Origin of the sequence: Brachybacterium vulturis (genome assembly GCF_043641765.1) — a bacterium.
Lineage (GTDB): Bacteria > Actinomycetota > Actinomycetes > Actinomycetales > Dermabacteraceae > Brachybacterium > Brachybacterium vulturis_A.
This window is the reverse complement of sequence record NZ_JBHZRO010000016.1, coordinates 60,499-85,630: the sequence shown is the minus strand read 5'-3', so window position 1 is coordinate 85,630 and position 25,132 is coordinate 60,499. Positions and strand designations below refer to the sequence as shown.

Genomic DNA, 25,132 nt, shown 5'->3' with positions numbered 1-25,132 from the left:
CGTCGCCGTGACGCCACGACATGGCAGCACCGAGGGAGCAGCATGACTCAGGGGTACGGACCGGACCACGGACAGCAGGGGCAGTGGGGGCAGGGCGGGCAGAATCCGCCGCCCCCGGCACCGCAGTGGGGGCAGCCCGAGCAGCAGGCTCCGGCCCCGCAGCCGCAGTGGGGACAGCCCTCGCCCTCCCAGCCGCAATGGAGCCAGCCCTCGCCCGCGGCCGCCCCGGCCGGGTACCCGGGGGCCGCCGGGCAGTACGGCATGGACACCGGACCGCAGTTCGACACAGGTGACGGGGTCAACTGGAAGCGGGTGAAGCTCATCGGCCTCATCCTGCTGATCGGCACGGTCGTGCTGCTCCTGGCGCGGCTCGGCGTCAATCTCGCCTCGTTCATCGCGGCGGATGACCTGGCCGCCACGGACACCGGGGGCGAGGCCGGTGCCCTCGGGATCGGGTCGGGCCTGGCGTCCGTCCTGCTGTACGGCCTGAACTTCCTGGTGGGGTTCCTCATGTTCGCGCTCGGGATCGCCGCCGCGGTGATGGGTCGCGGCCGCGCGCGGGTGGGCGGGATCGTGGTCGCCGTCGCCATCCCCGTCTCCGTCGTCCTCTTCTGGATCCTCGCCATCGTCATGGCAGCCATCCTGATGGCCACCGGCGGCGCCGACGACCAGACCGGCGCCATCACGGCCGCCGGCTACCGCATCACGGCGGGGACCAACGCCCTGCACGCCCTCGTCATGGTCGCGATCATCGGGCTCGGCTCGTTCTTCGTCCACAGCACCGCGTCGAAGCAGCTCACCGCCTGAGACCGGCCCGGCACCAGCCGGACGCCCCGGACCTCGCTGAGGTCCGGGGCGTCTCTGTGCCGCGAGGCCTCACGGTCCCAGCAGCAGGGTCTGCCCGTCCACGGTGACCAGCGCTCTGCCGCCGCCCACGGCGCGGACGCCCCGGACCTCCTCGGCGACGTGCACCTCGAGCGTGACCTCGCCGGTCCCCACGTCGATCACCCGCAGCCGCTGAGTGCTGCGCGGCTCGAGCGGGCGCTCCCGCACGACCGGGTCCCGCACCACGGCGGTGCCGGCCTCGAGGGCGCCGCGCACCTCCGCCTGCGGGGAGGAGAGCGGGAGCGTCCAGAGGTGGGCGCCGCCGGCGAGCTCGTAGGCGAGCAGCTGCCCGCTCTCGTTGGTCACGACCATCGCGGTGCCGTCGATGCCGATCCTCGCGCTGAAGGCCGCGACCTGCTCCACCCCCTCACCGCCCGGAGCCGTCCAGTCCGTCCCCTGCTCGGTGGCGATGATCTCGCCCGGGGTGTCGCTGCCCGTCTCGGTGCCGGTGGCGAGCACCCGCCCCCGGTCCAGCCGCACCGACCAGTCCCCCGCCGGTGAAGGGGCGGACTCCCACAGCACCGCACCGTCGCGGAAGGCCGTGGCCGTCAGCGCGCCGTCCTCGGCGGAGCAGACGGCCAGCACCAGGGGCGCGGGGTGCAGCGGGTCCGGGGCGGTGACCGCCTCCCCGGTGACCGCGATGCGGCACTCCTGCTCCGGCCCGACGAGGATGCGGCCGACGGGGAATCCGGTCGCCAGGTCCCGCTGGACCCAGCCCTGGCCGGGATCGAAGCTCAGCGGGATCGCGGGCAGCACCCCCGTCGTGCGCAGCGCGTCGAGCAGCCCGGGGGGCTGCTCGACGCGGGCGGGCACCTCGACGCCTGCCGGGTCCGGTCCGCGGGTCTCGGCGGGGGCGCCGACCACCCAGAGCGGCTCCTCCGGGGCGGTGAGGTCGACGCCGGACAGCCGGCAGAACCCCTCGGTGCAGCTGCGCAGCACGATCAGGTCGCCGGCGAGCGCGAGCGGGGTGCCCTCGAAGCTCCGGGACGGGAACCCGCCGTCGGGGGCGGAGGCCGTGGGGTCCAGCAGCAGCACCTCGGTGGAGACGCCGGTGGCGCGCACCAGGCGTCTCCCGTCGGCGGAGAGCGCGAGCACGTCGTGCGCGGTGACGTCGACGGGGTGGGCGACGCCGTCGAGCAGCACCTGGCCGCGGCCGTCGGCGCGACGCAGCAGCACGGGGCTGTCCGGCGAGGGCAGGGAATGGACGGCGTCCCCCTCGGCGAGGGGCTCGAGCGCGAGCGCGGCCCGGTCCGCGAGCGGGTCGACACGGGTGGCGAGCACGGCGGGGACGGTGAGGGCCAGCGCGGCGACCAGCGCCGTACCGGCCGCCACCAGCAGCGCAGGACGCCGGGCGAGGCGGGGGCCGCGACCGCTGAGCACGACCAGCAGCGTGGCCCCGAGCCCCAGCCCGGCGAGCACCCCGGCGGCAAGGCGCAGGGCACCGCTCACGAGATGGTCCCCGAGCAGCGCGCAGATCCCGGCCAGGGCCAGCAGCACCACCGCGACCCCGAGCGTCGTGGCCCGATCGGTCCCGCCGTCGCTGTCGGCTGCGGCCGCCGCCTCCCTCACCGTCACGCTCCGCTCACCGCGGCGCGCCGTAGTAGGCGCCGGTGGTCTCCTCCCGCAGGGCGTCGAAGTCGCCGGTGTGCAGGGAGTCACGGATCCGGTCCACCAGGCGCACCACGAAGCGTTCGTTGTGGATCGTGCACAGGGTCGAGGAGAGCATCTCCTTGGCCCGGAACAGGTGGTGGACGTAGGCGGCGGTGAAGTGGGTGCAGGTGTAGCAGTCGCAGTCCTCATCGATCGGCGCGAACTGGCGACGGTACCTGGCGCCGGTGAGGTTCACCCGACCGGTGGCGGTGTACACCGCGCTGTTGCGGGCCACGCGGGAGGGGGAGACGCAGTCGAAGGTGTCGGCCCCCGCGGCGATCGCGACGAACAGGTCATCGACCTCGCTGATGCCGAGCAGGTGGCGGGGCCGCGCCTCCGGCAGCTCATCGGTGACCCAGCCGACGATGGTGCCCAGGTTCTCCTTCTCCAGCGCCCCGCCGATGCCGAAGCCGTCGAAGGCCTGCCCGGCCACCTCCATCGCGCCCAGGTCGCGGGCGGCCCGACGGCGCAGGTCCTCGTGCTGGGCTCCCTGGATCACGCCCCACAGCTGCTGGTAGGGGCGGTGGCTGCGCTCGGCGGTGAGGCGGGCGTGCTCGGCCAGGCAGCGCAGCGCCCACAGCCGGGTGCGCTCGAGCGCCTGCTCCTGGTAGCCGCGGGAGTTCATCAGGGTGGTCAGCTCGTCGAAGGCGAACATGATGTCCGCCCCCAGCCCGTGCTGGATCTGCATGGAGATCTCGGGGGTGAAGCGGTGCACGTCGCCGTTGATGAAGGAGCGGAAGGTGACGCCGTCGTCGTCGACATGGGCCAGGCGCTCCTTGCCCTCGGCCACGTCGTCGTCCTCCCCGGAGGAGGTGCGGGCCTTCTCCCCGCCGGAGAACTCGCTGGAGAGGACCTTCTTGAAGCCGGCGCCCAGGCTCATCACCTGGAAGCCGCCGGAGTCGGTGTAGGTGGGGCCGGGCCAGTTCATGAAGGCGCCCAGCCCGCCGGCCTCGTCGACCAGGTCGTGGCCGGGCTGGAGGTAGAGGTGATAGGCGTTGGCCAGCAGGGCCTGCGCGCCGAGGTCGCTCATCGACTCCGGCAGCACCGCTTTGACCGTCGCCTTGGTGCCGACGGGGATGAAGGCGGGGGTGGCGATCTGCCCGTGGGGGGTGGTGATCACGCCGGCGCGCGCCTTCTCGCCGTGGCGGGCGCTGATCTCGAATCCAGAGTCCGTGGCTCGCGCCGCGGTGGCGACGGACGGGGCGGGGGGCTCGGCGCTCGATGAGGTCACCCCGCCATGATCCCACGGCGGGCCGCGCTCCACGCAAGGACCGTCGGCGCCCCCGCGGGGCGGGCTCCCGGCCCCGCGGGGGCGCGGAGGACGCCTGGGCCGATCCACTAGGATCCACGCAGCGCCGGGACGCGGGCAGCAGACCGCCCACGGCCCCTCGACACCTGCCCTGCGGAAGGGGATCACGATCAGCTCGCCCAGTGATCCGCTGCGTCCTCGTCACGAGCACCGCCCTCCGCGACCGCTCGGCGACCAGGACCAGATCGCCTCCGCGGGCGAGGCCTGGGAGCAGCCCGCCCCGCCGCTCGCCGACGCGCTCGAGGACTGGACCCAGGAACCGGAGCCGCCCTCCGACCCCGCGCCCGAGCCCCTTCCTGCCGCCCCGAGATCCGATCTCTCCACCTGGCTCAGCGGTTCCCTGCCCTCGCAGACCTCCGCCCTGGGGGACTGGGTGCAGGGCCCGATCGAGCTGCATGCCGAGCGCGAGGCGGAGGACGCCTGGTCCACCTCCGGCTCCGTCTCCGGCACCTGGCGGCTGCGCGGCGAGGAGCTCCGCTCCCGCAGCCCGGGGCCCCCTGCCGCGGGCACCGCTGCGGCGCCGTCGGCGGCCGAGCCGCAGCGTTCCCGCCCCGGCTTCCGCCGCGAGCTGCACGGCCTGCGGGCGGTGGCGCTGGGCCTGGTCGCCGTCTACCACATCTGGCTCGGTCGGGTCTCCGGCGGTGTGGACGTCTTCCTGTTCCTCTCCGCCTTCTTCCTCACCGGCACCTTCGTGCGCCGCCTCGAGAGCGGGCGACCGCTGGGGATACCGCGCTACTGGCTGCACACGTTCAAGCGCCTCATGCCCCCTGCCGCGGTGACGATCCTGCTGGTCCTGGCCGGGACCGCCGCCTTCCTGCCCTCCTCGATGTGGCAGGTGATCATGCAGGAGGCGGTGGCCTCCGCCCTCTACCTGGAGAACCTGCTGCTGGTGCTGCTGCAGGTCGACTACCACGCCCGCGATGCGAGCGGCTCCTCCCCGCTGCAGCACTTCTGGTCCCTGAGCGTGCAGGGGCAGGCCTTCGTGGTGTGGCCGCTGCTGTTCCTGCTGGTGGCGCGCCGGGCCCGGGCCGGCCGGTCGGTGCGACGACCGCTCATCGCGCTGGTCTCCCTGCTCGGCGCGGCGTCCCTGACCTGGTCGATCCTCTCCACCCAGTCCCAGCAGCAGATCGCCTACTTCGACACCGCGGCCCGGATGTGGGAGTTCGCCGCCGGGTCCCTGCTGGCCCTGGCCCTGCCCCTGCTGGACCGGCTCACCGGTGCCCGTCGCCCGGAGGACGCCGCCGCCCCTCGCCTGCGCACCCTGCGCGCCCTCACCGGCTGGCTGGGCATCGCCGCCCTGCTGGCCTGCGGGATCCTGGTGGACGTCTCGGCGCTCTTCCCCGGCTGGATCGCGCTCTGGCCGCTCGCCGCCGCGGGCGCGGTGGTGGTCGCCGGGCATTCCGGCACCCGCTGGGGGGTGGACTCGGTGCTGTCCACGCGGCCCGCCGCGTTCGTCGGCGACATCTCCTACGCCCTGTACCTGGTGCACTGGCCGCTGCTGGTGATCTGGCTGCACCACAGCGGGCAGGCGCGCGCGGGGCTGCTGGACGGGCTGGTGGTGCTGACCGGGTCCGTGCTGCTGGCCTGGCTGGTGACCCGGGCGGTGGACTCCCCGGTGCGTCGCTCGCGCTGGCTGGAGGCGCGTCCCTGGCGGGCGCTGACCGCGATCGCGCTGAGCTTCGCCCTGGTGGCAGGTGCGGCGGGCGGCTGGTGGGCGGTCCTGCACCGCACCGCGGCCCAGCCGCCGGTGGCGGAGGGGCCGAGCCTGGCCACCGACGAGGTCGCCACCATCGCCCCGCCCGACATCCGCCCCTACGGCTGGCAGCTGGGCTCCCAGTGGCCCGACCTGCCCGAGCGCTGCGGAGGCCCCTGGCAGCCCGAGCGGAGCTTCCGCCACGTCAACTGCCAGCAGCTGCTGCCCGCGGACGCGGACGTCTCCGCGACCGTCGTGGTGGTGGGCAGCTCCCACTCCCGCCAGTTCATCCCGGCGCTCATCCCCTGGGCGGAGGAGAACGACCTGCAGATCGTGAACCTCTCGATGGACGGGTGCGGCTACCTCGCCGGCACCGAGCGGTACCCGTACTGCGCGGGCTATGACGACTTCGTCCTGGAGTATCTGGAAGCGGTCCAGCCCTCGACCGTGATGACCACGGTGACCCGCACCGACGCCGCCGGCTCCGCGGAGACTCTCCCCGAGGGCACCCAGGGGGCGGTCCAGGCTCTGCTGGACCGCGGCATCGACGTGCTCGCCGTCCGCGACACCCCCCGCTGGGAGGTGGACCAGTACCAGTGCGCGGAGGCGGTGATCGATGACGGCGGCACCCCGGCCGAGGCGGACGACGCCTGCGGGGCCGATGTCGCGGACAAGCTCGCCCCCGAGAACCCGGCCGCTCCGCTCGCCGCGCTCGACGGTCCGGGCGCCGCGGTGACCCTGCTCGATCTCACACCGCAGATCTGTCCCGCCGGGCGCTGCTCCCCGGTGCTCGGCGAGGTCTACGTCTACATGGATGACAACCACCTGACCAGGCTCTTCGTCGAGGAGACGCTGGCTGTGGCGGTCACGGAGGAGCTGGAGACGGCGGCCGGCTGAGCCCCCTGCACCGCCGCCCGGGGTGCCGCGGGCCCGCGACCGCTACGATGTGCCCGATCCCGGGGCGCTCGCGCCCGCTCGAGCAGGAAGCAGGTGCACCGCCGCGTGGACATCCTGAGGATCCTCGCGACCCTGGGCGCAGCACTGCTGGTGCTCGGGGCCCCCGGGCTGCCCTCGGTGCTCGCGCTCCGGCTGCGACCGCTGACCGCCCTCGCCGCAGCCGTCCCGTTCTCGCTGCTGATGGCCGCGCTCGCCGCCGAGGCCGGTCACCTGCTCGGGATCCGCTGGACGCTCCTCTCCCCGCTGCTGCTGGGGCTGGGGGTGGGTGCGGTGCTGTGGCTGCCGGGACGCCGCCGGGCACGGGCGAGATCGGCCGCGATCCGGGCCACGCCGCCGGCCGCTGCCCCCGCCCCCGCACCGGACGATGCGGCGACGCCCCCGGTCACGGGCATCGCCTCCAGCCGGCGCGGCCGCGCCGGCGCGCTGCTGACCGGCGCACTGCTCGGCGGCGGCCTCCTGCTGCTGCGGGTGCTGCCGATGATGGGCGGGGTCTCCGCGGTCAACCAGACCTACGACAACGTCTTCCACCTCAACGCGGTGCGTCACATCCTGCGGCTCCAGGACGCCTCCGCCTGGGTGGTCGGCGGGATGACCGCCCTGCCGGGCGAGGAGACCTTCTATCCCGCGGCCTGGCACCAGCTGGTCAGTCTCGTCGTGCAGATCTCCGGCCAGGGGATCCCGCTGGCCTCCAACGTGGTGATGCTGCTGCTGGCCGCCGTGGTGTGGCCGGTGGGGCTGATGGCCCTGATGCGCACCTGCACCACGGCCGGACCGGTGGGATGGATGGCCGCGGGCACGCTGGCCGGGGTCACCGGCGCGTTCCCGGTGGCGCTCATGTACTGGGGCCTCGTGCTGCCGTACTTCCTCTCCATGACGCTGATGCCGCTGGTGGTGGTCGTGGTGGCCCATCTGGCGGGGCTGGCCGCGCGCTCCGGGCAGCGGCTGAGCGGCGTCCAGCTCGCCGTGCTGCTGCCCGTGATCTGCGCGGCCGTGACGCTCGCCCATCCGCAGGGCGTGTTCGTGGGCATGGTGCTGGGACTGCCGATCCTGGTCTGGGGGACTCTGGCCCGGGCTCGTCAGCGGTTCTCCCCGTCCGCCGTGCCGGGCCCCCGGCTGTGGCCGCTCACGGTGCTCACGGTCGTGGCACTGGCCGGCTCAGCGGTGATCTGGCTGCGGTTCCGGCCCCCGGAGTCCTCCGCGGTCTGGGAGCCGAACGCCTCGCGGAAGGAGGCGATCGGGCAGGCGATCTCCCTGGCCCCCAACGCCACCCCCACCTCCGTCGTGCTGGGCCTGGTGATGCTGGGCTGCGCGGCCGCGGTGCTGCTGCTGTCCCGCTCCCGCTGGCTGCTGGCCCCCTGGCTCGCGGCCGCGGCGATGTCCGCTCTGACCCGCAGCACTCCGGTGGGCGATCTGCGGTATCTCCTGTTCGGCAACTGGTACACCGACAACAACCGGACCACGGCCATCATCGCGGTCGCCGCGATCCCGGTGCTGGCCCTCGGCATCGAGAGCCTCCAGCGCTGGGCGGGGCGCCATCGGCCAGCGCTCTCCGGGCCCCTCGGTCAGAGGGCGGCGGCAGCGGTCGCCCTGGCGGTGCTGGCGCTGGGGATGCTCTCCCCCGGGGCCCGCGTGAACCAGTGGTTCTTCGAGTCGGCCTGGCAGACCAGCGGCCTGCTCTCCGCCGACGAGCGGGCGCTGCTCGAACAGCTGCCCGAGGTGGTCCCCGAGGACGCGGTGATCGCGACCAATGCCTGGAACGGCAGCTCCCTCGCCTACGCCATCTCCGACCGGCAGGTGCTCAACACCTATATGGGGTTCCAGGCGGAGCCCGAGGTGCATCTGCTCAATGCCGAGCTCGACGAGGCCCGCACGGATCCCCGGGTGTGCGACGCCGCCGAGGAGCTGAACGTCGAATACGCCCTGGACTTCGGCCCGCAGGAGATCCACGGACGCTCCGCCACCTACACCGGGCTCAACGAGATCTCCGAGACCGGCGCCGCCGAGGTGGTGCTCCAGGTGGGCGAGGCGAAGCTGCTGCGCATGCTCCCCTGCCGCGGCACCGATGGTTCAATGAACCCGTGACTCGCCACTTCGCCGCCGCACCGTCCTCCCGCGCCCGGGCCACCACTGTCGATCTGGGCGAGTTCGTCTCCGCCTCCCCCTCCTCCTTCCACGCGGTCCAGGAGGCCGCCCGCCGGCTGCGCGCGGCCGGCTTCTCCCCGCTGCAGGAATCCGCGCACTGGTCGGCCCCGGAGGTCGCCGGAGCGCGCTACGTGATCCGCGACGGCTCGCTGATCGCCTGGGTCGCCCCGGAGGCGGCCGATGCCACCACGCCGTGGCGGATCGTCGGCTCCCACACGGACTCCCCCGCCCTGAAGCTGAAGCCGAACCCCGAGCTGGGTCGGGAGAACCTCTCCCAGGTGGGGGTCGAGATCTACGGCGGCCCCCTGCTGAACTCCTGGCTGGACCGGGAGCTGCGCCTGGCCGGGCTGCTCACCCTGCGCGACGGCCGCCGCGCCCTGGTGTCCACGCCGCCGGTGCTGCGGGTGCCGCAGCTCGCGGTCCACCTGGACCGGGCGGTGAACAAGGAGGGCCTCCAGCTCGATCCGCAGCGGCACCTGCAGCCGATCCTGGGCATCGGGGAGGTGGACGTGCGCGAGCTGCTGGCCGCGCACGCCGCGCCGCTGGACGAGACCGGGCACCTGGTCGATGACGTCGTGGCAGAGCCGATCGCCCCCGAGGACATCCTCGGCTTCGACGTGCTCACGGTCGACGCCCAGGCGCCGGCGCTGTTCGGTGCGCACGAGGAGTTCCTGGCCTCCGCGAGACTGGACAACCTCAGCTCCGTGCACGCCGAGGTCCAGGCGCTGATCACGGTCGCCGGTGGCGGTGACGCCCGGCCCGCCGCCGCGGGGCCCGCGCCGATCGCGCTGCTGGTCGCCAACGACCACGAGGAGGTGGGATCGGCCACCCGCTCCGGCGCCGCCGGTCCGTTCCTCGAGGACGTGCTGGTGCGGATGCATGCCGCGCTCGGCGGGGACGAGGCCTCGCGCCGCCGCGCCTTCGCCTCCTCGCTGGTGCTCTCGGCCGACGCCGGCCACGCCGCCCACCCGAACTATCCCGAGCGCCACGACCCGGTGACCCGGCCGCAGCTGGGCGGCGGTCCGATGCTGAAGATCAACGCGCAGCAGCGGTACGCGACCGATGCGGTGGGCATCGCCGCCTTCGCCGCGGCCTGCGAGCGCGCCGGGGTGCCGCATCAGCACTTCGTCTCGCACAACGCGATGCCCTGCGGCTCGACGATCGGGCCGCTCACCGCGACCCGGCTGGGGATGACCACGATCGATGTGGGCCTCACGCTGCTGTCGATGCATTCGGCGCGCGAGATGTGCGCGACCGCGGATCCGCTGCTGCTGCAGCAGGCCTGCGCCGCGTTCCTGCGCGGCTGAGGGAGCGCCCCGGACCCGTGACCTCCGCCCCTCCTCCTGCCGGCGCGCCCACCGCCACCACCGGCGCGGGCCGCTTCCGCCCGGAGCTGCACGGCGTGCGCGGCCTCGCGATCGGACTCGTGGTGCTCTACCACGTCTGGTTCGACCGGGTCTCCGGCGGCGTCGACGTGTTCCTGTTCCTCTCCTCCTTCCTGCTGGTGGGCACGTTCCTGCGGCGCGTGGATGCCGGACGGCCGACCGCCCCGGCGGCGTACTGGGGGCGCACCTTCAAGCGGCTGCTGCCGCCCACCGCCGTGGTGGTCCTGGCGACCCTCGCCGGGGTCCGCCTGGTGCTGCCGCCCGAGCGCTGGATGACCGCGATCACCGACGCGATCGGCTCCCTCCTGCACGTGGAGAACTGGGTGCTGATCAGGCGGGGCGTGGACTACTACGCCGCGGAGGAGGCCGGACCCTCCGCCTTCCAGCACTTCTGGTCCCTGTCGATCCAGGGGCAGGTGTTCCTCGCCTGGCCGCTGCTGATCGCGCTGGCGGTGCTCCTCGCACGCCTGCTGCGCCTCCGTGCCCGTGCCGTGCTCGCGCTCCTCTTCGCCGCGGTGCTGGTGGTCTCCTTCGCCTGGTCCGTCGTCTCGACCGCCTCCCAGCAGGAGATCGCCTACTTCGACACCCTCGCCCGGCTGTGGGAGTTCGCGGCCGGCTCCCTGCTGGGCCTCGCGCTGCCGTGGTGGGAGCAGCGGGCGCAAGGGAGAGCCCCGCACCGCGCCCGCCGCGGACGGCACCGGGCCGGCGACTCCGCTGCCGGGTCGCTCTCGCCGCTTGCCCTGCCCCTCCGCGTGGTCGCGGCCTGGGTGGGGATCCTCGCCCTGGTCTCCTGCGGTCTGCTGGTGGACGTCCAGGGCGCCTTCCCGGGCTGGATCGCCGCCTGGCCGCTCGCGGCGGCCGCACTGGTGCTGGTGGCGGGCACGACCGGGCATCCGCTGAGCGTGGACCGGGTGCTCTCGACCCGGCCCGCGGTGGTGCTCGGGGACATCTCCTACGGGCTCTACCTCGTCCACTGGCCGCTGCTGATCCTCTACCTCGCGTGGACGGGGAAGGAGCGCGCCGGTCTGTTCGACGGACTGGCGCTGATCCTGCTCTCCCTGCTCCTGGCCTGGCTGCTGACCCGCCTGGTCGACACCCCGGTGCGGCGCTGGCCATGGGCGAGCGCGAAGCCCTGGCGGGCCGGCGCCGTGGCGCTGACCTGCCTGGTGCTGTCGCTCGCGCCGGTGATCGCCTCCCAGCAGCACCTGCTGGCCGGCGAGCGCGAGGCGGAGGCCCGCGCCGTGGCCGACAATCCGGGCGCCCGGGTGCTGGATCCCGAGTTCACGGTGCACCCCGACGCCGACCCGGCTGCCGAGCCGCTGCCGTCCCTCGCCACCCTCCCCGGCGACTGGGTGCTGGGCGACGGCCTGTGCTCGGGCGAGCGGGAACCCCGGGCCGAGGTCGAGCCGAAGCGGAACTCCTGCGGCGTCGTCGAGGGGGAACCGGACGCCCCGGTCGTGGTCAGCGTCGGCAACTCACGGTTGGAGCAGTTCACCGGCGCCCTCATCCCGCTCGCCGAGGAGAACGGCTGGACCCTGATCACGCTCTGGAAGGGCGGATGTCTCTACGCCCCGGACGCGCAGGTCTCCGAGGAGTGCGATGCCTGGAGCGCGAAGGCGCAGACCTACCTCGAGCGGATCTCCCCGGACGCGGTGGTCGTGCACTCCACCTTCCTGACACCGGAGCGCGCGGAGGTGATCACCCCGGGCCTGGACGCCACGCTGGCGGGCCTCACCGCCGCGGGCATCGACGTGATCGCGCTGCGCGACATGCCCCGGATGGACCTGCACCAGGGCACCTGCGTGCGGGAGAAGGGCGCGGACGCTCCCGCGTGCGCACCCCCGATCCCCGCGGACCTGACCGCCGAGCGGCCCGATGCGGCCCTGCTCTCCGCCCACGCCGAGGGCGTCCACCCGATCGGGATCAACGACCTGGTGTGCCCCGAGGGCGTGTGCAGTCCCGTGATCGGCAACGTGAGGGTCTCCATCGATCCGGACCACATCTCGGCGACCTACGCCGCGTCGATGCAGGACCAGGTCGACGCGAGGCTCCGCGACGCCGGCTGGCGGTGGTGAGCGGCGCTCAGCCGGCGGTGCCGGGCTCACCGGCCGCGGCCTGCGCACGCATCCCGATCTCCCGCACGGCCCGGACCGCCCGGGCCGCCCGGGCCACGGCCGGGTGGTCGGGACCGTGCTCGCGCCGGGCATCCTTGAGCAGCTCCTCGACCTGGTAGTACGAGTCGTCCAGATGTCCGGCCTCCGCGGTGGCCTCGGCCAGCTCGCAGCGCAGCTCGATCGCCTCCGGGGAGAGGGACTCGCCGTGCTCGAGCAGGTCCAGCAGACGGCGGGTGGCGTCGTGGACTCGCTGCTGAGGGGTGCTCATCGGGATCTCCTGGGGACGGGCGGCGGGAGGGCGGCGGCGGCAGTGTCGCGGTGGGGTCCGATCCTACGCCGGGACCGGCGGCGGCCGCGTCGCCGGATGCCGCCCGGCGCAGTACTCTGAACAGGCCATGGAGATCAATCCCCTCGAGTCGCGTCTGCGCATGCTGCAGCAGATCGACGGGGTCCAGATGCAGCGCGAGGCGACTCCCGACGAGGAGACCGCCGGCTGTCCCGGCTGCCCGTACTTCTGGACCTGCCCGGTGCCGCATCGCGGCGAGGAGGTCCGGGCCCCGGCCGAGATCGAGCTCGAGGACGTCCGGGACGCGCTGGGCCCGCGTCGCGCGTACAGCCCGCACGACGAGTCCGACGTCGGCTGGACCGACGTCTGGGTGGACGAGGAGGGGCTCCCGATCGACCCGGAGGAGCTGGCCACCGAACAGAGCGCCGCGGACGAGGCCCCCGCTGCCCGCCGTCGGCGCGGTCTGTTCCGCCGCCGCTGAGCTCGCACCCGGGCGCTGTCCGGGACGCTGCCGGGATCAGGCGGCGGGGCCGTCGGCCTCCGGCCCGAAGCCCTCGGGGCACCGGCCGCCGCGCAGCGCCACCCGGGCGATGTCCGAGGCGGAGAGGCGGCCGACGGTCTCGAACGCGGGAGCCGGTGCCGGCTGCTCGCGCAGGACGTCGCTACGCGGCGGCACCGTGCGGTCCACCCGCATCCAGCCGGCAGGGACCGGTGCGCTGCTGTCCTCGACCGCCTCCGGGGCGCCCGTCGTCAACTGCTGGCCGGCGGAGATGTCGATCCCGAAGATGGTGTGGAAGGCCTCGACGTAGGCGTCGGCGTAGCCGGTCTCCGCGAGGTGCCGGGCGCGTTCGGCGGGCTGGTGCATCACCCGGGCCAGGATGCGGCGCACGGAGCGCTCGAGCTGGTCGGCGGTCTCCCCGGCGACGTCGCGACGCAGCCGGTCGATCTCGCCGTCGGCCGCATCGAAGACCTCCCGGCGCAGCGCGGCCATGGCCGGGTCGATCCGGCGCACCTCCTGCTGCAGGCGGAAGGCCTCGACGTTCTCGGCGACGATCCCGCGGGCGGTGAGCAGCGCCGGATCGGCCTGTGCGTCCGTGCCGAGCTTGAGGTCCTCGAGCCCGAGCACGGTGACGCCCTTGAGGTGCCGCACCAGCGGGTGCAGGTCCGAGTGCAGCGCCAGATCGAGCACCACGGTGCGCCCGGCGCTGAGGAACTGCTCGGGGAACAGCGAGGTGCCGCGCCCGGAGCAGGCGAGCACCAGATCGGCCGCGTGCAGGGCGCGCTCGAGGTCCTCCCGTGCGACGACCTGGACACCGTGACGCTCCGCGAAGCCGGCGGCCCGTCCCGACGGGGAGAACACGCGCACGTCCTGCACCCCGCGGCGCCCCAGCTCCGCGAGCCCCAGGCGGGCATAGGCACCGGTGCCGACGATCAGCACGCTGCGACCGGCGAAGCCGCCCAGCTCGACCTCGGCCCGGTCCACCGCGACGGTGGCGCCGCTGCGCCCGGCCGCACCGACCGGGGCCCGGGTGGCGACGGACTTCGCGCAGCGGAAGCCGTGCTGGAAGAGGTCGTGGAGCATCGAGGTGGTGCGGCCCTCGCGACGCGCGGTCTCGTAGGACTGCCGCACCTGCCCGGCGATCTCCGCCTCGCCGAGCACCAGGGAGCGCAGCCCGGAGGCGACCTCGTAGAGGTGCTGGGGGACGGGATCGTCCATCGCCGCGTCGAAGCAGAGGGAGACCACCTCGCGGTCCAGCCCGCTGGTGCGCGCGACCGCGTCGACGACCAGGTCCACCCCCTCGTGGAAGCGGTCGGTGTCGAGGTAGATCTCGAGCCGGTTGCAGGTGCTCACCACGACCTCGCCGGCGACGACGGGATCGGCGCCGGTGGCGGCGCGCTCGATCTGCAGCTGGTCGATGACGGCCGGCAGGGTGTCCGCGCCCCGGGTCAGGGCATCGAGCACCTCGAGGTCGAGGTGCTCATGGGAAGCGCGGAGGGCAGCGAGCATGAGCGCCAGTCTAGGACGGCCCGCGACCGCTCCGGCCGACTGTCGGAGCACTCTCGGAGTTCGTGTGCACAATGGAGCGTCATGACACAGAACCCCACGTCAGAGCCCACTTTTGCCGACAGGTCGTCAGATCGATCGCGACACCTGTCAGCTCCCGGGAACGCCGCAGGCCCCGGGCTCGCCACCACTGCCGCTGCCCCCTCCGCACCCCCCGTCGGCCCTTCCGCCGAGCTGCCCTCCGGGCACCCGGCGCGGCGCCCGGCGGCCGAGGGCGGGGTGTCCGACGCCTCGGTGCTGCAGGAGCTGCGCGGGGTGAGGAACGCCACCCCCAGCGTGTGGTTCATGCGACAGGCCGGCCGCTCCCTGCCGGAGTACCGCGCCCTGCGCGAGGGCACCACGATGCTCGAGTCCTGCGTGCGCCCCGACCTCACTGCGGAGATCACCGTGCAGCCGGTGCGGCGCCATCGCGTGGACGCCGGCATCTTCTTCTCCGACATCGTGGTCCCGGCCCGGCAGGCGGGTCTCGGGGTCGAGATCCAGCCGGGCGTCGGCCCCGTCTTCGACCATCCCGTGCGCACGGTCGCCGACATCGATGCCCTGCCGGTGCTCGGCGATGACTACGAGGCGGCGCTGGAGCCGATCCGCGCGGCGGTGCGCCTGACCGTCGCCGAGCTCGGCACCACGCCCCTGATCGGCTTCGCGGGCGCCCCCTTCACCGTGGCCAGCTACATGGTCGAGGGCGGCCCCAGCCGCGACCACCTGCGCACCCGGGCGCTGATGCGCTCGGAGCCGGAGGCGTGGGCGCGCCTGGCCGCCTGGGTGGCGGAGCTGTCGGGCCGCTTCCTGCGCGCCCAGGTGCTCGCGGGCGCCTCCGCCGTGCAGCTGTTCGACTCCTGGGTGGGCGCCCTCAGCGCCGAGCAGTACCTCACCCATGTCCAGCCGCACTCCGCCGCGGCCCTCGCCCACGTGGGCGAGCTGCCGGTGCCGCGGATCCACTTCGGGGTCGGCGCCGCCCACCTGCTGCCGCAGATGCACGCCGCCGGGGCCACCGCGATGGGCGTGGACCACCGCCTGCGCCTGGACCAGGCGCTGGAGATGCTGCCGACCGGCACCCCGGTGCAGGGCAACATCGACCCGGCCGTGCTGTTCACCTCCGAGGAGGCCCGCTTCGCGGAGGCGCGCGCGGTGCTGGAGGCCGGGGCCGGGGCGAGCGGGCATGTGGTCAACCTCGGCCACGGGGTCCCGCCCTCCACCGATCCGCAGGTCCTCACCGATCTGGTGAGCTTCCTCCATGAGCAGGACCTCGCGCAGGACGTCCGCCCGGCATGAGCACCCGTGTCCTCGTGATCGGCGGCGGCCTGGCCGGGCTGCTGGCCGCACGTCGCCATCAGCGCGCCGGGCGCCGGGTGGTGCTGCTGGAGGCGTCGGGGACCGTCGGCGGGGCGATCGCCGAGGCCGGCCTCCCGGAGGCCGCCGCCGTCACGGTCAACACCGGCGCCGAGGCGTATGCGACCGCCTCCGGGGCGGTCGATGCGCTGCTCGCCGAGCTGGGCCTGGAGCAGCGGATCGTCGCCCCGCGCGAGGGTCTGGGCAGCCGGGTGGTCTCCGAGGCCGGTGTGCATCGCGCGCCCGGTGCGAGCGTGCTGGGAGTCCCCGGTCGCCCCTTCGCCGCAGACGTGCGCGCGGTGCTGGGCAGGGCCGGGGCGCTGCGCGCGGGCCTCGAGCGCTTCCTGCCCGCCTCGTACGGCGCCGGTGACGGGGCGACGGTCGCCGAGGTGGTGCGTCGCCGACTGGGCCGGAGGGTGCTCGAGCGGCTGGTCGCACCGGTGGTCGGCGGTGTGCTGTCCGCTGATCCGGCGACCCTCGAGTTCGCGACCGCCTCCCCCCAGCTGAGCCGGGGACTGGCCGAGCACGGCTCCCTCACCGCGGCGGTGAAGCGACTGCGAGGACGCAGTACGGCGAGCGCAGGCACCCGCGTCCGCTCCCTGTCCCCCACGATGGCCGTGCTGCCCCGGACCCTGCAGGCGCGGATCCTGGCGGCCGGGGGGATCCTGCGCACCGGCGTCGAGGTGGTCGGCATCGAACGAAGCGCGGGCCGGTGGCAGGTCCTCACCGGTCGCGACGAGCGCCTGGAGGCGGACCACCTCGTCCTCGCCTGTCCCCCGGACACGGCCCGCGACCTGCTGCGCGAGGCGGCTCCGGCGGTCGCCCGCGCGATCCCGCAGGCCCCGTCGGCCGCGGTGCGCCTGGTGGCGCTGGTGCTCGAGGCGCCCGCGCTGGATGCCCGCCCCGCGGGCACCGGGGCACTGGTCGCCCCCGGCACCGCCGGGATCCGGGCGAAGGCCCTGACCCATGCCAGCGCCAAGTGGGAGCACGTCCAGCAGGCGCTGGCCGAGGCTCTGCCCACGGCCCGGAGCCCGCACCTGCTGCGGCTGTCCTACGGGCGTCCGGGTGAGCAGCTCCCCGCCCGCGAGGAGATCGTCGATCTCGCCCTCGCCGATGCCTCCCGCATCCTGGGCACCCCGCTGTCCCGCACGCAGCTGCGCGCCGCGGAGGTGATCGACTGGGGCCGGGCCATGCGCCAGCCCCTGCCCGGTCACCGCGCCGGGCTCGACGCCCTCACCGGCCTGCTCGCCCAGCAGCCGTCCCTCGAACTCGTCGGCTCCTGGAGGGCCGGCACCGGCATCGACGCGATCGTCCGCGCCGACGACACCTACTCGGAAGGAACCCCGTCATGACCGACACCCCCGCCCCGGCAGCACCGACCGTCGAGGAGATCGCGCAGAGGACCCGCTTCACCAGCTACACCGTGTTCCGTCGCCTCTCGGGCCTCACCGAGGACGGCGAGCTCACCACCGCGCAGATCCGGGACTCCCTGGAGGAGGTCACGAAGCTGGTCGAGTCCGACTCCGAGGGCGGCGTGGAGATCCTGGGCTTCTACGACGTCTCCGGCTTCCGCGCCGAGGCGGATCTGATGCTGTGGCTGGCGGCGGACGAGCCCGCCGCCCTGCAGACCGCGCTGCGCGAGTTCGAGCGCTCCGCGGCCGGGACCTGGCTGCACCGCGAGTGGGCCGGCGTGGGCGTGCATCGCATGGCCGAGTTCGCCAAGGGCCACGCCCCCTCGTTCATGATGCCGGGCTTCGAACGCAAGCAGTGGATCACCGTCTACCCCTTCGTGCGCAGCTACGACTGGTACCTGCTGGCCGATGACGAGCGCAACCGGATGCTGCGCGAGCACGGGATGCTGGGCCGCGACTATCCGCAGGTCAACGCCAACACCGTCGCCGCCTTCGCGCTCGGCGACTACGAGTGGCTGCTCTCCTTCGAGGCGGATGACCTCCACGACCTGGTCGACATGATGCGTCACCTGCGCTACTCCGATGCCCGTCTGCACGTGCGCGACGAGCTGCCCTTCCACACCGGTCGACGTCTCGAGGACCTCGACGACGTCGCCGCCCTGCTCGCCTGAGCCCGGACCCCACCACGAGGACCCACCATGACTGACTCCACCGTGTCGATGCCCAGCCCGTCGATGCCCAGCCCGCAGCGCGTCGATCCCGCCTCCGCCACCCACACCCGGCGCGGCGAGCAGAAGCCCTTCGACGCGATCCTGTTCGCGTCCTTCGGCGGCCCCGACGGCCAGGAGGACGTGATCCCGTTCCTGCGCAACGTCACGCGGGGGCGCGGGATCCCCGACGAGCGTCTCGAGGAGGTCGCCGGCCACTACCGCGCCCTCGGCGGCCGCAGCCCCATCACCGCGCAGAACGAGGCGATGATCGCCGCCCTCGAGCAGGAGCTCGCCGGTCGCGGCATCGAGCTGCCGATCTACTTCGGCAACCGCAACTGGGCGCCGTACCACGCCGAGGCGGTGCGCGCCCTGCACGCGGACGGCCGACGCCACGCGCTGGGACTCGTGACCAGCGCCTACTCCTCCTACTCCTCCTGCCGGCAGTACCGCGAGGACTTCGGGATGGTGCTCGAGGAGACCGGCCTGGCCGGTGAGGTCAGCATCGACAAGGTCCGGGTCTACTTCAACCACCCCGGCTTCCTCGAACCGGTGGTCGACGGGGTGGCCGATGCCCTGGCGAGCCTCGCGGCGGAGGGGCACGACGCGGAGCGGGTCGCGGTGCTGTTCTCCACCCACTCGGTGCCGACCTCGATGGCCGAGGCCTCCGGCCCCGAGGAGACCCGCATCGAGGGCTCCGGCGGCTGGTACGTGGCCCAGCACCTGGCGGCCTGCCGCTGGGTGATGGAGCAGCTGCACGATGACTCGCCGGAGCTGCCGCACTGGCAGCTGGTGTACCAGTCCCGCTCCGGGGCGCCGCACATCCCGTGGCTCGAACCCGACGTCAACGACGTGATCGAGCAGCTCGCCACCGACCACACCGCCGATGCGGTGGTCGTGGTCCCGATCGGATTCGTCACCGATCACGTCGAGGTGGTCTGGGACCTGGACACGGAGGCGAAGGAGACCGCCGAGGAGCAGGGACTCGCCTTCCGCCGCGTCGCGACCTCCGGCGCGGACCCGCGCTTCATCGCGGCCCTCGCCGATCTGGTCCAGGAGCGGCTGGATGCGCAGTTCCCGCGCCGCGTGGTCACCGATTTCGGCGGCACGCCGGACGTGTGCGGGGCGAACTGCTGCGTGGGCCGCCAGTGCCGCCCCACCACCAGCGCCGTGGACTCGGCGCAGGATGTGGAGCAGGCACGCGCGGAGGCGGCGGCCTCCTCGGCGGCGGCAGGGGCGGCCTCATGACGCCCGCCGACCTCACCGCCACCGGGACCGCCGCCTTCGTCGGCTCCCCCCTGCGCATCGGCACCCGTGCCTCCGACCTCGCCCTGACCCAGTCGGGGCAGGTGGGCGAGGCGCTGGTGGCCGGGACGGACCATCCCGTGGAGCTGGTGCACGTGAGCACCCGCGGCGACCGCGACCGCACCAGCCCGCTCGCCCAGATCGGCGGCACCGGCGTGTTCGTCACCGCTGTGCGCCAGGCGCTGCTGGACGGGTCGGTCGACGTGGTCGTCCACTCCTGCAAGGACCTCCCCACCGCGCCGCTGGAGGAGATCACCCTGGCCTGCTACCCGGTCCGCGAGGATCCGCGCGATGCGCTCTGCGCCCGCGACGGGCTCACCCTCGACCGGCTGCCGGCCGGGGCGAAGGTGGGCACCGGCTCGCCGCGCCGCGCCGCCCAGCTGCTGCGGGCCCGGCCGGACCTCGAGGTGCTGGGGATCCGTGGCAACGTCGAGACCCGCCTGAACCGGGCGCAGGGCCCGGACCCGGACCTCGACGCCGTCGTGCTCGCCGCCTCCGGACTGCGCCGGGTGGGTCGGGACACCGCGATCAGCGAGCTGCTGGACCCCTCGGTGATGCTGCCCGCCCCGGCCCAGGGCGCCCTCGCGGTGGAGGCGACCACCGCCGCGCTCGCGGAGCGGCCCTGGTTCGCCCCGCGCCTGGACGCGGTCGACGACCCCGCCACCCGCGCCGCGATCGCCGCCGAGCGAGCGCTGCTGGCCACCCTCGAAGCGGGCTGCTCAGCGCCGGTGGCCGCCTACGCCGAGCTCGAGGCCGCCGGCGAGGGGCCCGCGGGCGTGCTGCGGCTGCGGGCGCTCGCGATCCGCACCGACGGCAGCCATGCCGTGGAGGGAGAGGCCCGCGTGGCGCTCGACCTCGAGACGGACGCGCTGTTCGGTCCCGGCTCGGTGCCGGCGGAGCTGGGTGAGGAGCTCGCCGCGGATCTGCTCTCCCGGGGCGCCGGGGAGATCCTCGCGGAGGCCCGGGCCTGATGCGCGCAGCGGCCGCTCCGCGTCCCGTGCTGGTCACCCGACCGGCCGGGCGCGGAGCGACGCTGCTCGAGCTGCTGCGCACAGCCGGGATCGAGGCGGCGCACCAGCCCCTGATCCAGCTCGTCCCCGCTGCCGACGAGGAGCTGGGCGCCGCCCGCTCGCAGCTCGCCGCAGGCGGCTGCACCCACCTGGTGGTCACCTCCCGCACCGTCGCCGAGCTGCTGGCCCCGGTGGAGGTGGCACCGGAGGTCGCGGTCGTCGCCGTCGGGGAGGGCACCGCCGCGGCCCTCCGCGACATCGGGATCACGTCCGAGCTGGTCGCGGCCGGTTCCGGTGCGGACCTCGTCGCGCAGATGCCTGCCGCTCCTGCCGGGGCATCGGTGCTGTTCCCCGCCTCCTCCGCCGCGGCCCGCACCGTGCCCGAGGGACTGCGGGCGAAGGGCTATGCGGTCCGGGAGGTCACGGCCTACCGGCCCGAGCCGGTGGATCCGCCGGCCGAGGTCCGGGCGGGCCTCGCCGCCGGACACTACGGCGCCCTGGTCCTGACCAGCTCGATGATCGCGCGCCGCGCCGCCGCACTCGGCGTCCATCCCTCGATCCCGATCATCAGCATCGGGGCCCCCACCTCCCGAGCCGCGCGCGCCGCGGGGCTGAGCATCGCCCGGCAGGCGGCCGAGACGACCGATGCGGCCCTGCTCGCCGCGGTGCAGGAGGTGCTGGCTCACGCACCCCGCACCCACCACCTCTCCCGCTCCCCCTCTCCGATGGAGTCCTGATGACCTTCCCCCCACAGCCCGGCCCTGCACAGCCCGATCCCGCACAGCCCGGCCCGAGCTCCCCGGGCCCGCTGGACCGACCCCGCCGCCTGCGCACCAGCAGCGCGGTGCGCTCCCTGGTGCGGGAGCACTCGCTGCGGCCCGCCGACCTGGTGCTGCCGATGTTCGTGCGCGAGGGCGCCCGCGAGAACCGCCCCATCAGCTCGATGCCCGGCGTCCAGCAGCACACGATGGATTCTCTGGTCCGGGCCGCGACCGAGGCCGTCCAGCGGGGCGTGGGCGGCGTGATGCTGTTCGGGGTCCCCCAGCACAAGGATCCCGCCGGTTCCGGCGCGAGCGATCCCGACGGCATCCTGAACCAGGCGCTGGCCCGGCTGCGCCGCGAGCTGGGCGATGCGACCGTGATCATGGCCGATCTGTGCCTGGACGAGTTCACCGACCACGGCCACTGCGGCGTGCTCGACGACGCCGGCCGGGTCGACAACGACGCCACCCTGGTGCGCTACCGCGAGATGGCGCTGGCCCAGGCCGAGGCGGGCGCCCACCTGCTGGGCCCCTCGGGGATGATGGACGGCCAGATCGCCGCGGTCCGCGAGGCGCTGGACGGCGCCGGGCACCTCGACACCGGGATCTTCGCCTACACCGCGAAGTACGCCTCCGCTTTCTACGGCCCGTTCCGCGAGGCGGTGGACTCCTCCCTGCAGGGCGACCGACGCACGTACCAGCAGGATCCGGCGAACGGCCGCGAGGCCCTGCGCGAGCTGGCGCTGGACGTCGCCGAGGGCGCGGATCTGGTGATGGTCAAGCCCGGCCTGCCCTACCTCGACGTGCTGCGCGAGGTCGCCGAGGCCTCCCCGGTCCCCGTCGGCGCCTACCAGGTCTCCGGCGAGTACGCGATGATCGAGGCGGCCGCCGCCAACGGCTGGATCGACCGCGACCGCACCGTGCTGGAGTCCCTGCTGGCCTTCCGCCGCGCCGGTGCCGGGACGGTGCTGACCTACTACGCGAGCGAGGTCGCCGGCTGGTACCGCGACGGCCTGCCTCCCCACCTGCACGAATTCCTCTGACCCCGCTCCCGTCCGACGACCTCCAGGAGATTCCTTCGATGACCGGCATGACCTCCTCCAGCGACCTCTTCTCCCGCGCCCAGCGGGTGATCCCCTCCGGCGTGAACTCACCGGTGCGGGCCTTCGGCTCGGTGGGCGGCACCCCGCCCTTCCTCACCTCGGCGAAGGGTGCGCTGCTGCGCGACGCCGACGGCACCGAGTACGTGGACCTGGTCGGCTCCTGGGGTCCGATGATCCTCGGCCACGCGCACGACCAGGTGGTCGAGGCGGTGCGGGAGGCGGCCGGTCGCGGCCTGTCCTTCGGCGCCCCGCAGCCGGGCGAGGTGACCCTCGCGGAGGAGGTCGTGCGCCGCATCCGCCCCGTCGAGCAGCTGCGCCTGGTCAACTCCGGCACCGAGGCGACCATGAGCGCGCTGCGCGTGGCCCGCGCGGCGACCGGCCGGGACGTGATCGTGAAGTTCGCCGGCTGCTACCACGGGCATGTGGATGCACTGCTGGCCGAGGCCGGCAGCGGGGTCGCCACCTTCGCGATGCCGGGCTCGGCGGGCGTGACCGCAGCGACCGCGCGGGACACCGTGGTGCTGCCCTACGGGGACCGGGCGGCGGTGCAGGCGCTGTTCGCCGAGCGCGGCTCCGAGATCGCCGCGATCATCACCGAGGCCGCGCCCGCGAACATGGGCGTGGTCCCGCCGCGCGAGGAGGCCGGGATCGGCTTCAACCGCTTCCTGTCCGAGACCGCGCACGCCGCAGGCGCCCTGCTGATCAGTGACGAGGTGCTCACCGGGTTCCGGGCGAGCGCCGAGGGCTACTACGGCGTGGACGGTCCCGGCGCGGACGGTCCCGGCGCGGCCGGCGTCACCGGCGCCGACTGGGCCCCGGACCTGATGACCTTCGGAAAGGTGATCGGCGGCGGCCTGCCGGTGGGCGCCTTCGGCGGTCGCGAGGACCTGATGGGGCTGCTGGCCCCGGCCGGTCCCGTCTACCAGGCGGGCACCCTGTCGGGGAATCCGCTGGCGACGGCGGCGGGCCTGGCCACCCTGGCGGGCCTGGACCAGGCGGCCTACGAGACCCTCGGCAGCGCTTCCCGCACCCTGCAGCAGCTGGTGGCCGATGCGCTCACCACGGCCGGGGTGCCGCATACGATCCAGCGAGCCGGCACCCTGTTCTCGGTGTTCTTCCGGAGCGAGCCCGTGCACGGCTACCAGGACGCGAAGGCGCAGGACACCGCCGCGTTCACCCGCTTCTTCCACGCGATGCTCGAGGGCGGTGTCTACCTGCCGCCCTCGGCCTTCGAGGCGTGGTTCGTCTCCACGGCGCACACTCCGGAGATCCTGGACCGGATCGCGTCGGTGCTTCCCGCAGCGGCCGCGGCCGCGGCACGGGGCTGACCCGCTTCGCTGGAGATCAGACGGGGATATCGGGCGGTCGGGTCGAGGGCGGTCGACGCCGCTTCCGGCGGGCGGATCTCCTGCGCGGCGAGGCCGCGGGGATCACGGATCGAGGCGGCCTCTGGGGCCTGGTGACGGCTCGCGGGCGAGTGGTGCGTCGAGTGCCCGCGCGGCTGATCCACTCCACGGCGTGACCGTCCGCGCCGGCGCTCTCCACGCGCCGGACGCTGCGGGTCTGCTGCTCCTTGCCGTTGCAGTGGGCGCAGAGCCCCTGCCCGTTCTCGAGGCAGGTGCGGCCCCCGGAGGCGTGGGGCTGGATGTGGTCGATCTGCCGGATCGGTGCGTCGCAGTGGGGCCCGCGGCATACCTGGTCCCGCCAGCGGATGAACTTCGCCAGCGCTGCCGGGAAGGCCCGGGCGCGGGATTCGACAGCGACCAGTTCCCCGGTGCGCGGATGGGTGAAGAGGCGTCTCAGCACGGCACGCAGCGCAGGCCCGTCGGGACCCATCGCGTCCTCCGCCTGTTGGGTGAGCGCCGCTCCGAACGGACCGCGCAGCTCCTCGCGCAGCACCTCTGCCGGGGCCGTGCCGTAGCCCTCGATCTGGGCAAGATCTCCTGTTCCTGGGTGGAGGAGTGCGCGGTCGGTGATCATGACGCCGATGTCGAGGGTGGTCGCCACCATGGCATCCTCCTGACCGAGCAGAGTGTCGACGAAGGTGTCGGCCTGGATCGCCTGGTGGCCGCGACGATCTCCGGCGGCGCGCAGGCGCTCGGCCTCGAGGGAGAGCCGTTTGCGGATCTTCGCCCCGTCCAGCGCGGAGACCCGCGCGGAGAGGGTGGCCATGCCGTGCTCGGCGCGCCGCAGGGTGACGTGACGCTCCTGCATCGCGCGCCGGTGGCGACGCCCCTGACCGGAGGGGTCGGCTGCCGCGATCGCGGCGGCGGCGGCATCGTTCCAGGTCTCCGAGCCGGCACCGTCGAGGTCGGGCAGCCGCTCAGAGAGGTGCCGATCTGCCTCGGCGCGCTGAGCCGGTGACAGCGGGGCGAAGGAGCGAGCGGTCCCATGGGCGACGGTGCTGGTGACCTGGGCCGTGGCGAGAGCGGTGAGCATCTCCGGCATGTCCGCGACCAGGCGGCGCTGGGATGCCAGGGAGTGGCGGGCCGAGGCCGGGGACTTCCTGGTCAGCATCGAGACCTCCCGCGCCGCCTCGTGCGCTGCCTCGCGCAGGAGCGTCTTCGCGGGAGGGGCCTGGTCGCTCTCCTGCGCGGTGCGGGCCCGTGCTTCCGCCTGCTTCTCGCAGGTGAGCGACTCGGCGAGGGCGACGACGGCGCGTGCTTCGAGCGCATCCATCGCGCTGCGCAGCTCGTGGATCATGCCGATGACGTTCGTGTACGCGGCGCCGAGCGCCTCGCCGGGCACGAACAGCTCACCCGGTCGCAGGGCGAGCTCCCGCAGCATGAAGCCCTGATCCCCCAGCGCGGCGGCGAGCGCCGCGACGCCACCGGCGTGCACGGCGTCGAGGAGCGCCTGGTGGGGATCACCAGGTGCTGAATCGATCTCCCGCGCACTTTCGAACATGCTCCCATGATTCCCCTCACCCCTGACAGATGAAAGCCCCGACGCGGAATGTGGATAACTTCCACTGGGGAGGAGAGGTGAAGGATCGGACAAATGCAGAACACGACATCAC

At 74.1% G+C, this 25,132-nt stretch carries 19 protein-coding genes; 14 read left to right on the top strand and 5 right to left on the bottom strand.

Annotated features, from left to right (window positions below):
- Positions 1–42: 42 nt before the first annotated feature.
- Positions 43–807 carry a hypothetical protein gene (locus ACHUEU_RS12900; RefSeq protein ID WP_394216529.1) on the top strand — a complete coding sequence of 255 codons (765 nt, stop codon included), beginning with the start codon at positions 43–45 and terminating at the stop codon, positions 805–807.
- Between the two features lie 69 nt (positions 808–876).
- Here ACHUEU_RS12900 and ACHUEU_RS12895 read toward each other — a convergent pair whose 3' ends face one another.
- Both ACHUEU_RS12895 and tgt read right to left on the bottom strand, forming a co-directional pair.
- Positions 877–2,460: a PQQ-binding-like beta-propeller repeat protein gene (locus ACHUEU_RS12895; RefSeq protein ID WP_394216528.1), complete on the bottom strand. Its 1,584-nt coding sequence runs from the start codon at positions 2,458–2,460 to the stop codon at positions 877–879.
- A gap of 7 nt (positions 2,461–2,467) precedes the next feature.
- On the bottom strand, positions 2,468–3,766 hold the full coding sequence (tgt, locus tag ACHUEU_RS12890; protein ID WP_394216527.1) for a tRNA guanosine(34) transglycosylase Tgt: 1,299 nt from the start codon (positions 3,764–3,766) through the stop codon (positions 2,468–2,470).
- A gap of 451 nt (positions 3,767–4,217) precedes the next feature.
- Here tgt and ACHUEU_RS12885 point away from each other — a divergent pair, with 451 nt between their 5' ends.
- The 4 genes from ACHUEU_RS12885 (at position 4,218) to ACHUEU_RS12870 (ending at position 12,096) form a co-directional block, all read left to right on the top strand.
- A complete protein-coding gene (locus ACHUEU_RS12885) occupies positions 4,218–6,434 on the top strand; it encodes an acyltransferase family protein (RefSeq protein ID WP_394216526.1) in 2,217 nt (738 codons plus the stop codon).
- A gap of 105 nt (positions 6,435–6,539) precedes the next feature.
- Complete coding sequence (locus ACHUEU_RS12880) at positions 6,540–8,576, top strand: DUF6541 family protein (RefSeq protein WP_394216525.1); 2,037 nt, start codon at positions 6,540–6,542, stop codon at positions 8,574–8,576.
- Positions 8,573–9,943, top strand: coding sequence for a M18 family aminopeptidase (locus ACHUEU_RS12875; protein ID WP_394216524.1), 1,371 nt, complete (start codon positions 8,573–8,575; stop codon positions 9,941–9,943). Before ACHUEU_RS12880 ends, ACHUEU_RS12875 begins: the two co-directional genes overlap by 4 nt.
- 17 nt (positions 9,944–9,960) lie before the next feature.
- The gene (locus tag ACHUEU_RS12870) at positions 9,961–12,096 is read left to right on the top strand and encodes an acyltransferase family protein (protein WP_394216523.1); all 2,136 of its coding nucleotides are present in this window, start codon (positions 9,961–9,963) and stop codon (positions 12,094–12,096) included.
- 7 nt (positions 12,097–12,103) lie between these two features.
- On the opposite strand, the gene ACHUEU_RS12865 is transcribed toward ACHUEU_RS12870, so the two are convergent.
- Entirely contained in the window at positions 12,104–12,403 is a 300-nt protein-coding gene (locus tag ACHUEU_RS12865; RefSeq protein WP_394216522.1) for a hypothetical protein, read from the bottom strand.
- A 127-nt stretch (positions 12,404–12,530) separates the two neighbouring features.
- Here ACHUEU_RS12865 and ACHUEU_RS12860 point away from each other — a divergent pair, with 127 nt between their 5' ends.
- Positions 12,531–12,902 (top strand): hypothetical protein, encoded by a 372-nt coding sequence (locus ACHUEU_RS12860; RefSeq protein ID WP_394216521.1) that lies wholly within the window; start codon positions 12,531–12,533, stop codon positions 12,900–12,902.
- A gap of 36 nt (positions 12,903–12,938) precedes the next feature.
- On the opposite strand, the gene ACHUEU_RS12855 is transcribed toward ACHUEU_RS12860, so the two are convergent.
- Positions 12,939–14,429, bottom strand: coding sequence for a glutamyl-tRNA reductase (locus tag ACHUEU_RS12855; RefSeq protein WP_394216520.1), 1,491 nt, complete (start codon positions 14,427–14,429; stop codon positions 12,939–12,941).
- 276 nt (positions 14,430–14,705) lie between these two features.
- Here ACHUEU_RS12855 and hemE point away from each other — a divergent pair, with 276 nt between their 5' ends.
- The 8 genes from hemE to hemL are packed head-to-tail and all read left to right on the top strand — an operon-like array spanning position 14,706 to position 23,441.
- Positions 14,706–15,758, top strand: a complete 1,053-nt coding sequence (gene hemE, locus ACHUEU_RS12850) for a uroporphyrinogen decarboxylase (RefSeq protein ID WP_394216519.1) — start codon at positions 14,706–14,708, stop codon at positions 15,756–15,758.
- Positions 15,755–17,167 (top strand): protoporphyrinogen oxidase, encoded by a 1,413-nt coding sequence (gene hemG / locus ACHUEU_RS12845; protein WP_394216518.1) that lies wholly within the window; start codon positions 15,755–15,757, stop codon positions 17,165–17,167. Before hemE ends, hemG begins: the two co-directional genes overlap by 4 nt.
- Positions 17,164–17,898, top strand: a complete 735-nt coding sequence (gene hemQ, locus ACHUEU_RS12840; protein ID WP_394216517.1) for a hydrogen peroxide-dependent heme synthase — start codon at positions 17,164–17,166, stop codon at positions 17,896–17,898. Before hemG ends, hemQ begins: the two co-directional genes overlap by 4 nt.
- A 27-nt stretch (positions 17,899–17,925) precedes the next feature.
- A complete protein-coding gene (locus ACHUEU_RS12835; RefSeq protein WP_394216516.1) occupies positions 17,926–19,182 on the top strand; it encodes a ferrochelatase in 1,257 nt (418 codons plus the stop codon).
- Positions 19,179–20,210 (top strand): hydroxymethylbilane synthase, encoded by a 1,032-nt coding sequence (gene hemC, locus ACHUEU_RS12830; protein ID WP_394216515.1) that lies wholly within the window; start codon positions 19,179–19,181, stop codon positions 20,208–20,210. Before ACHUEU_RS12835 ends, hemC begins: the two co-directional genes overlap by 4 nt.
- Positions 20,210–20,986 carry a uroporphyrinogen-III synthase gene (locus ACHUEU_RS12825; protein ID WP_394216514.1) on the top strand — a complete coding sequence of 259 codons (777 nt, stop codon included), beginning with the start codon at positions 20,210–20,212 and terminating at the stop codon, positions 20,984–20,986. The genes hemC and ACHUEU_RS12825 overlap by 1 nt, the downstream gene beginning before the upstream one ends.
- The gene (gene hemB, locus ACHUEU_RS12820) at positions 20,986–22,053 is read left to right on the top strand and encodes a porphobilinogen synthase (RefSeq protein ID WP_394216513.1); all 1,068 of its coding nucleotides are present in this window, start codon (positions 20,986–20,988) and stop codon (positions 22,051–22,053) included. The genes ACHUEU_RS12825 and hemB overlap by 1 nt, the downstream gene beginning before the upstream one ends.
- A 47-nt stretch (positions 22,054–22,100) precedes the next feature.
- Positions 22,101–23,441: a glutamate-1-semialdehyde 2,1-aminomutase gene (gene hemL / locus ACHUEU_RS12815; protein ID WP_394216512.1), complete on the top strand. Its 1,341-nt coding sequence runs from the start codon at positions 22,101–22,103 to the stop codon at positions 23,439–23,441.
- A 16-nt stretch (positions 23,442–23,457) separates the two neighbouring features.
- On the opposite strand, the gene ACHUEU_RS12810 is transcribed toward hemL, so the two are convergent.
- On the bottom strand, positions 23,458–25,020 hold the full coding sequence (locus ACHUEU_RS12810; RefSeq protein ID WP_394216511.1) for an HNH endonuclease: 1,563 nt from the start codon (positions 25,018–25,020) through the stop codon (positions 23,458–23,460).
- Between the last annotated feature and the right edge of the window lie 112 nt (positions 25,021–25,132).

Excerpts from the sequence above, each read along its gene's own strand:
- ACHUEU_RS12900 (WP_394216529.1), top strand. The coding sequence starts at position 43 with ATGACTCAGGGGTACGGACCGGACCACGGACAGCAGGGGCAGTGGGGG.
- ACHUEU_RS12865 (WP_394216522.1), bottom strand. The coding sequence starts at position 12,403 with ATGAGCACCCCTCAGCAGCGAGTCCACGACGCCACCCGCCGTCTGCTG.
- ACHUEU_RS12860 (WP_394216521.1), top strand. The coding sequence starts at position 12,531 with ATGGAGATCAATCCCCTCGAGTCGCGTCTGCGCATGCTGCAGCAGATC.
- ACHUEU_RS12855 (WP_394216520.1), bottom strand. The coding sequence starts at position 14,429 with ATGCTCGCTGCCCTCCGCGCTTCCCATGAGCACCTCGACCTCGAGGTG.
- hemG (WP_394216518.1), top strand. The coding sequence starts at position 15,755 with ATGAGCACCCGTGTCCTCGTGATCGGCGGCGGCCTGGCCGGGCTGCTG.
- hemQ (WP_394216517.1), top strand. The coding sequence starts at position 17,164 with ATGACCGACACCCCCGCCCCGGCAGCACCGACCGTCGAGGAGATCGCG.
- ACHUEU_RS12835 (WP_394216516.1), top strand. The coding sequence starts at position 17,926 with ATGACTGACTCCACCGTGTCGATGCCCAGCCCGTCGATGCCCAGCCCG.
- hemC (WP_394216515.1), top strand. The coding sequence starts at position 19,179 with ATGACGCCCGCCGACCTCACCGCCACCGGGACCGCCGCCTTCGTCGGC.
- ACHUEU_RS12825 (WP_394216514.1), top strand. The coding sequence starts at position 20,210 with ATGCGCGCAGCGGCCGCTCCGCGTCCCGTGCTGGTCACCCGACCGGCC.
- hemB (WP_394216513.1), top strand. The coding sequence starts at position 20,986 with ATGACCTTCCCCCCACAGCCCGGCCCTGCACAGCCCGATCCCGCACAG.
- hemL (WP_394216512.1), top strand. The coding sequence starts at position 22,101 with ATGACCTCCTCCAGCGACCTCTTCTCCCGCGCCCAGCGGGTGATCCCC.
- ACHUEU_RS12810 (WP_394216511.1), bottom strand. The coding sequence starts at position 25,020 with ATGTTCGAAAGTGCGCGGGAGATCGATTCAGCACCTGGTGATCCCCAC.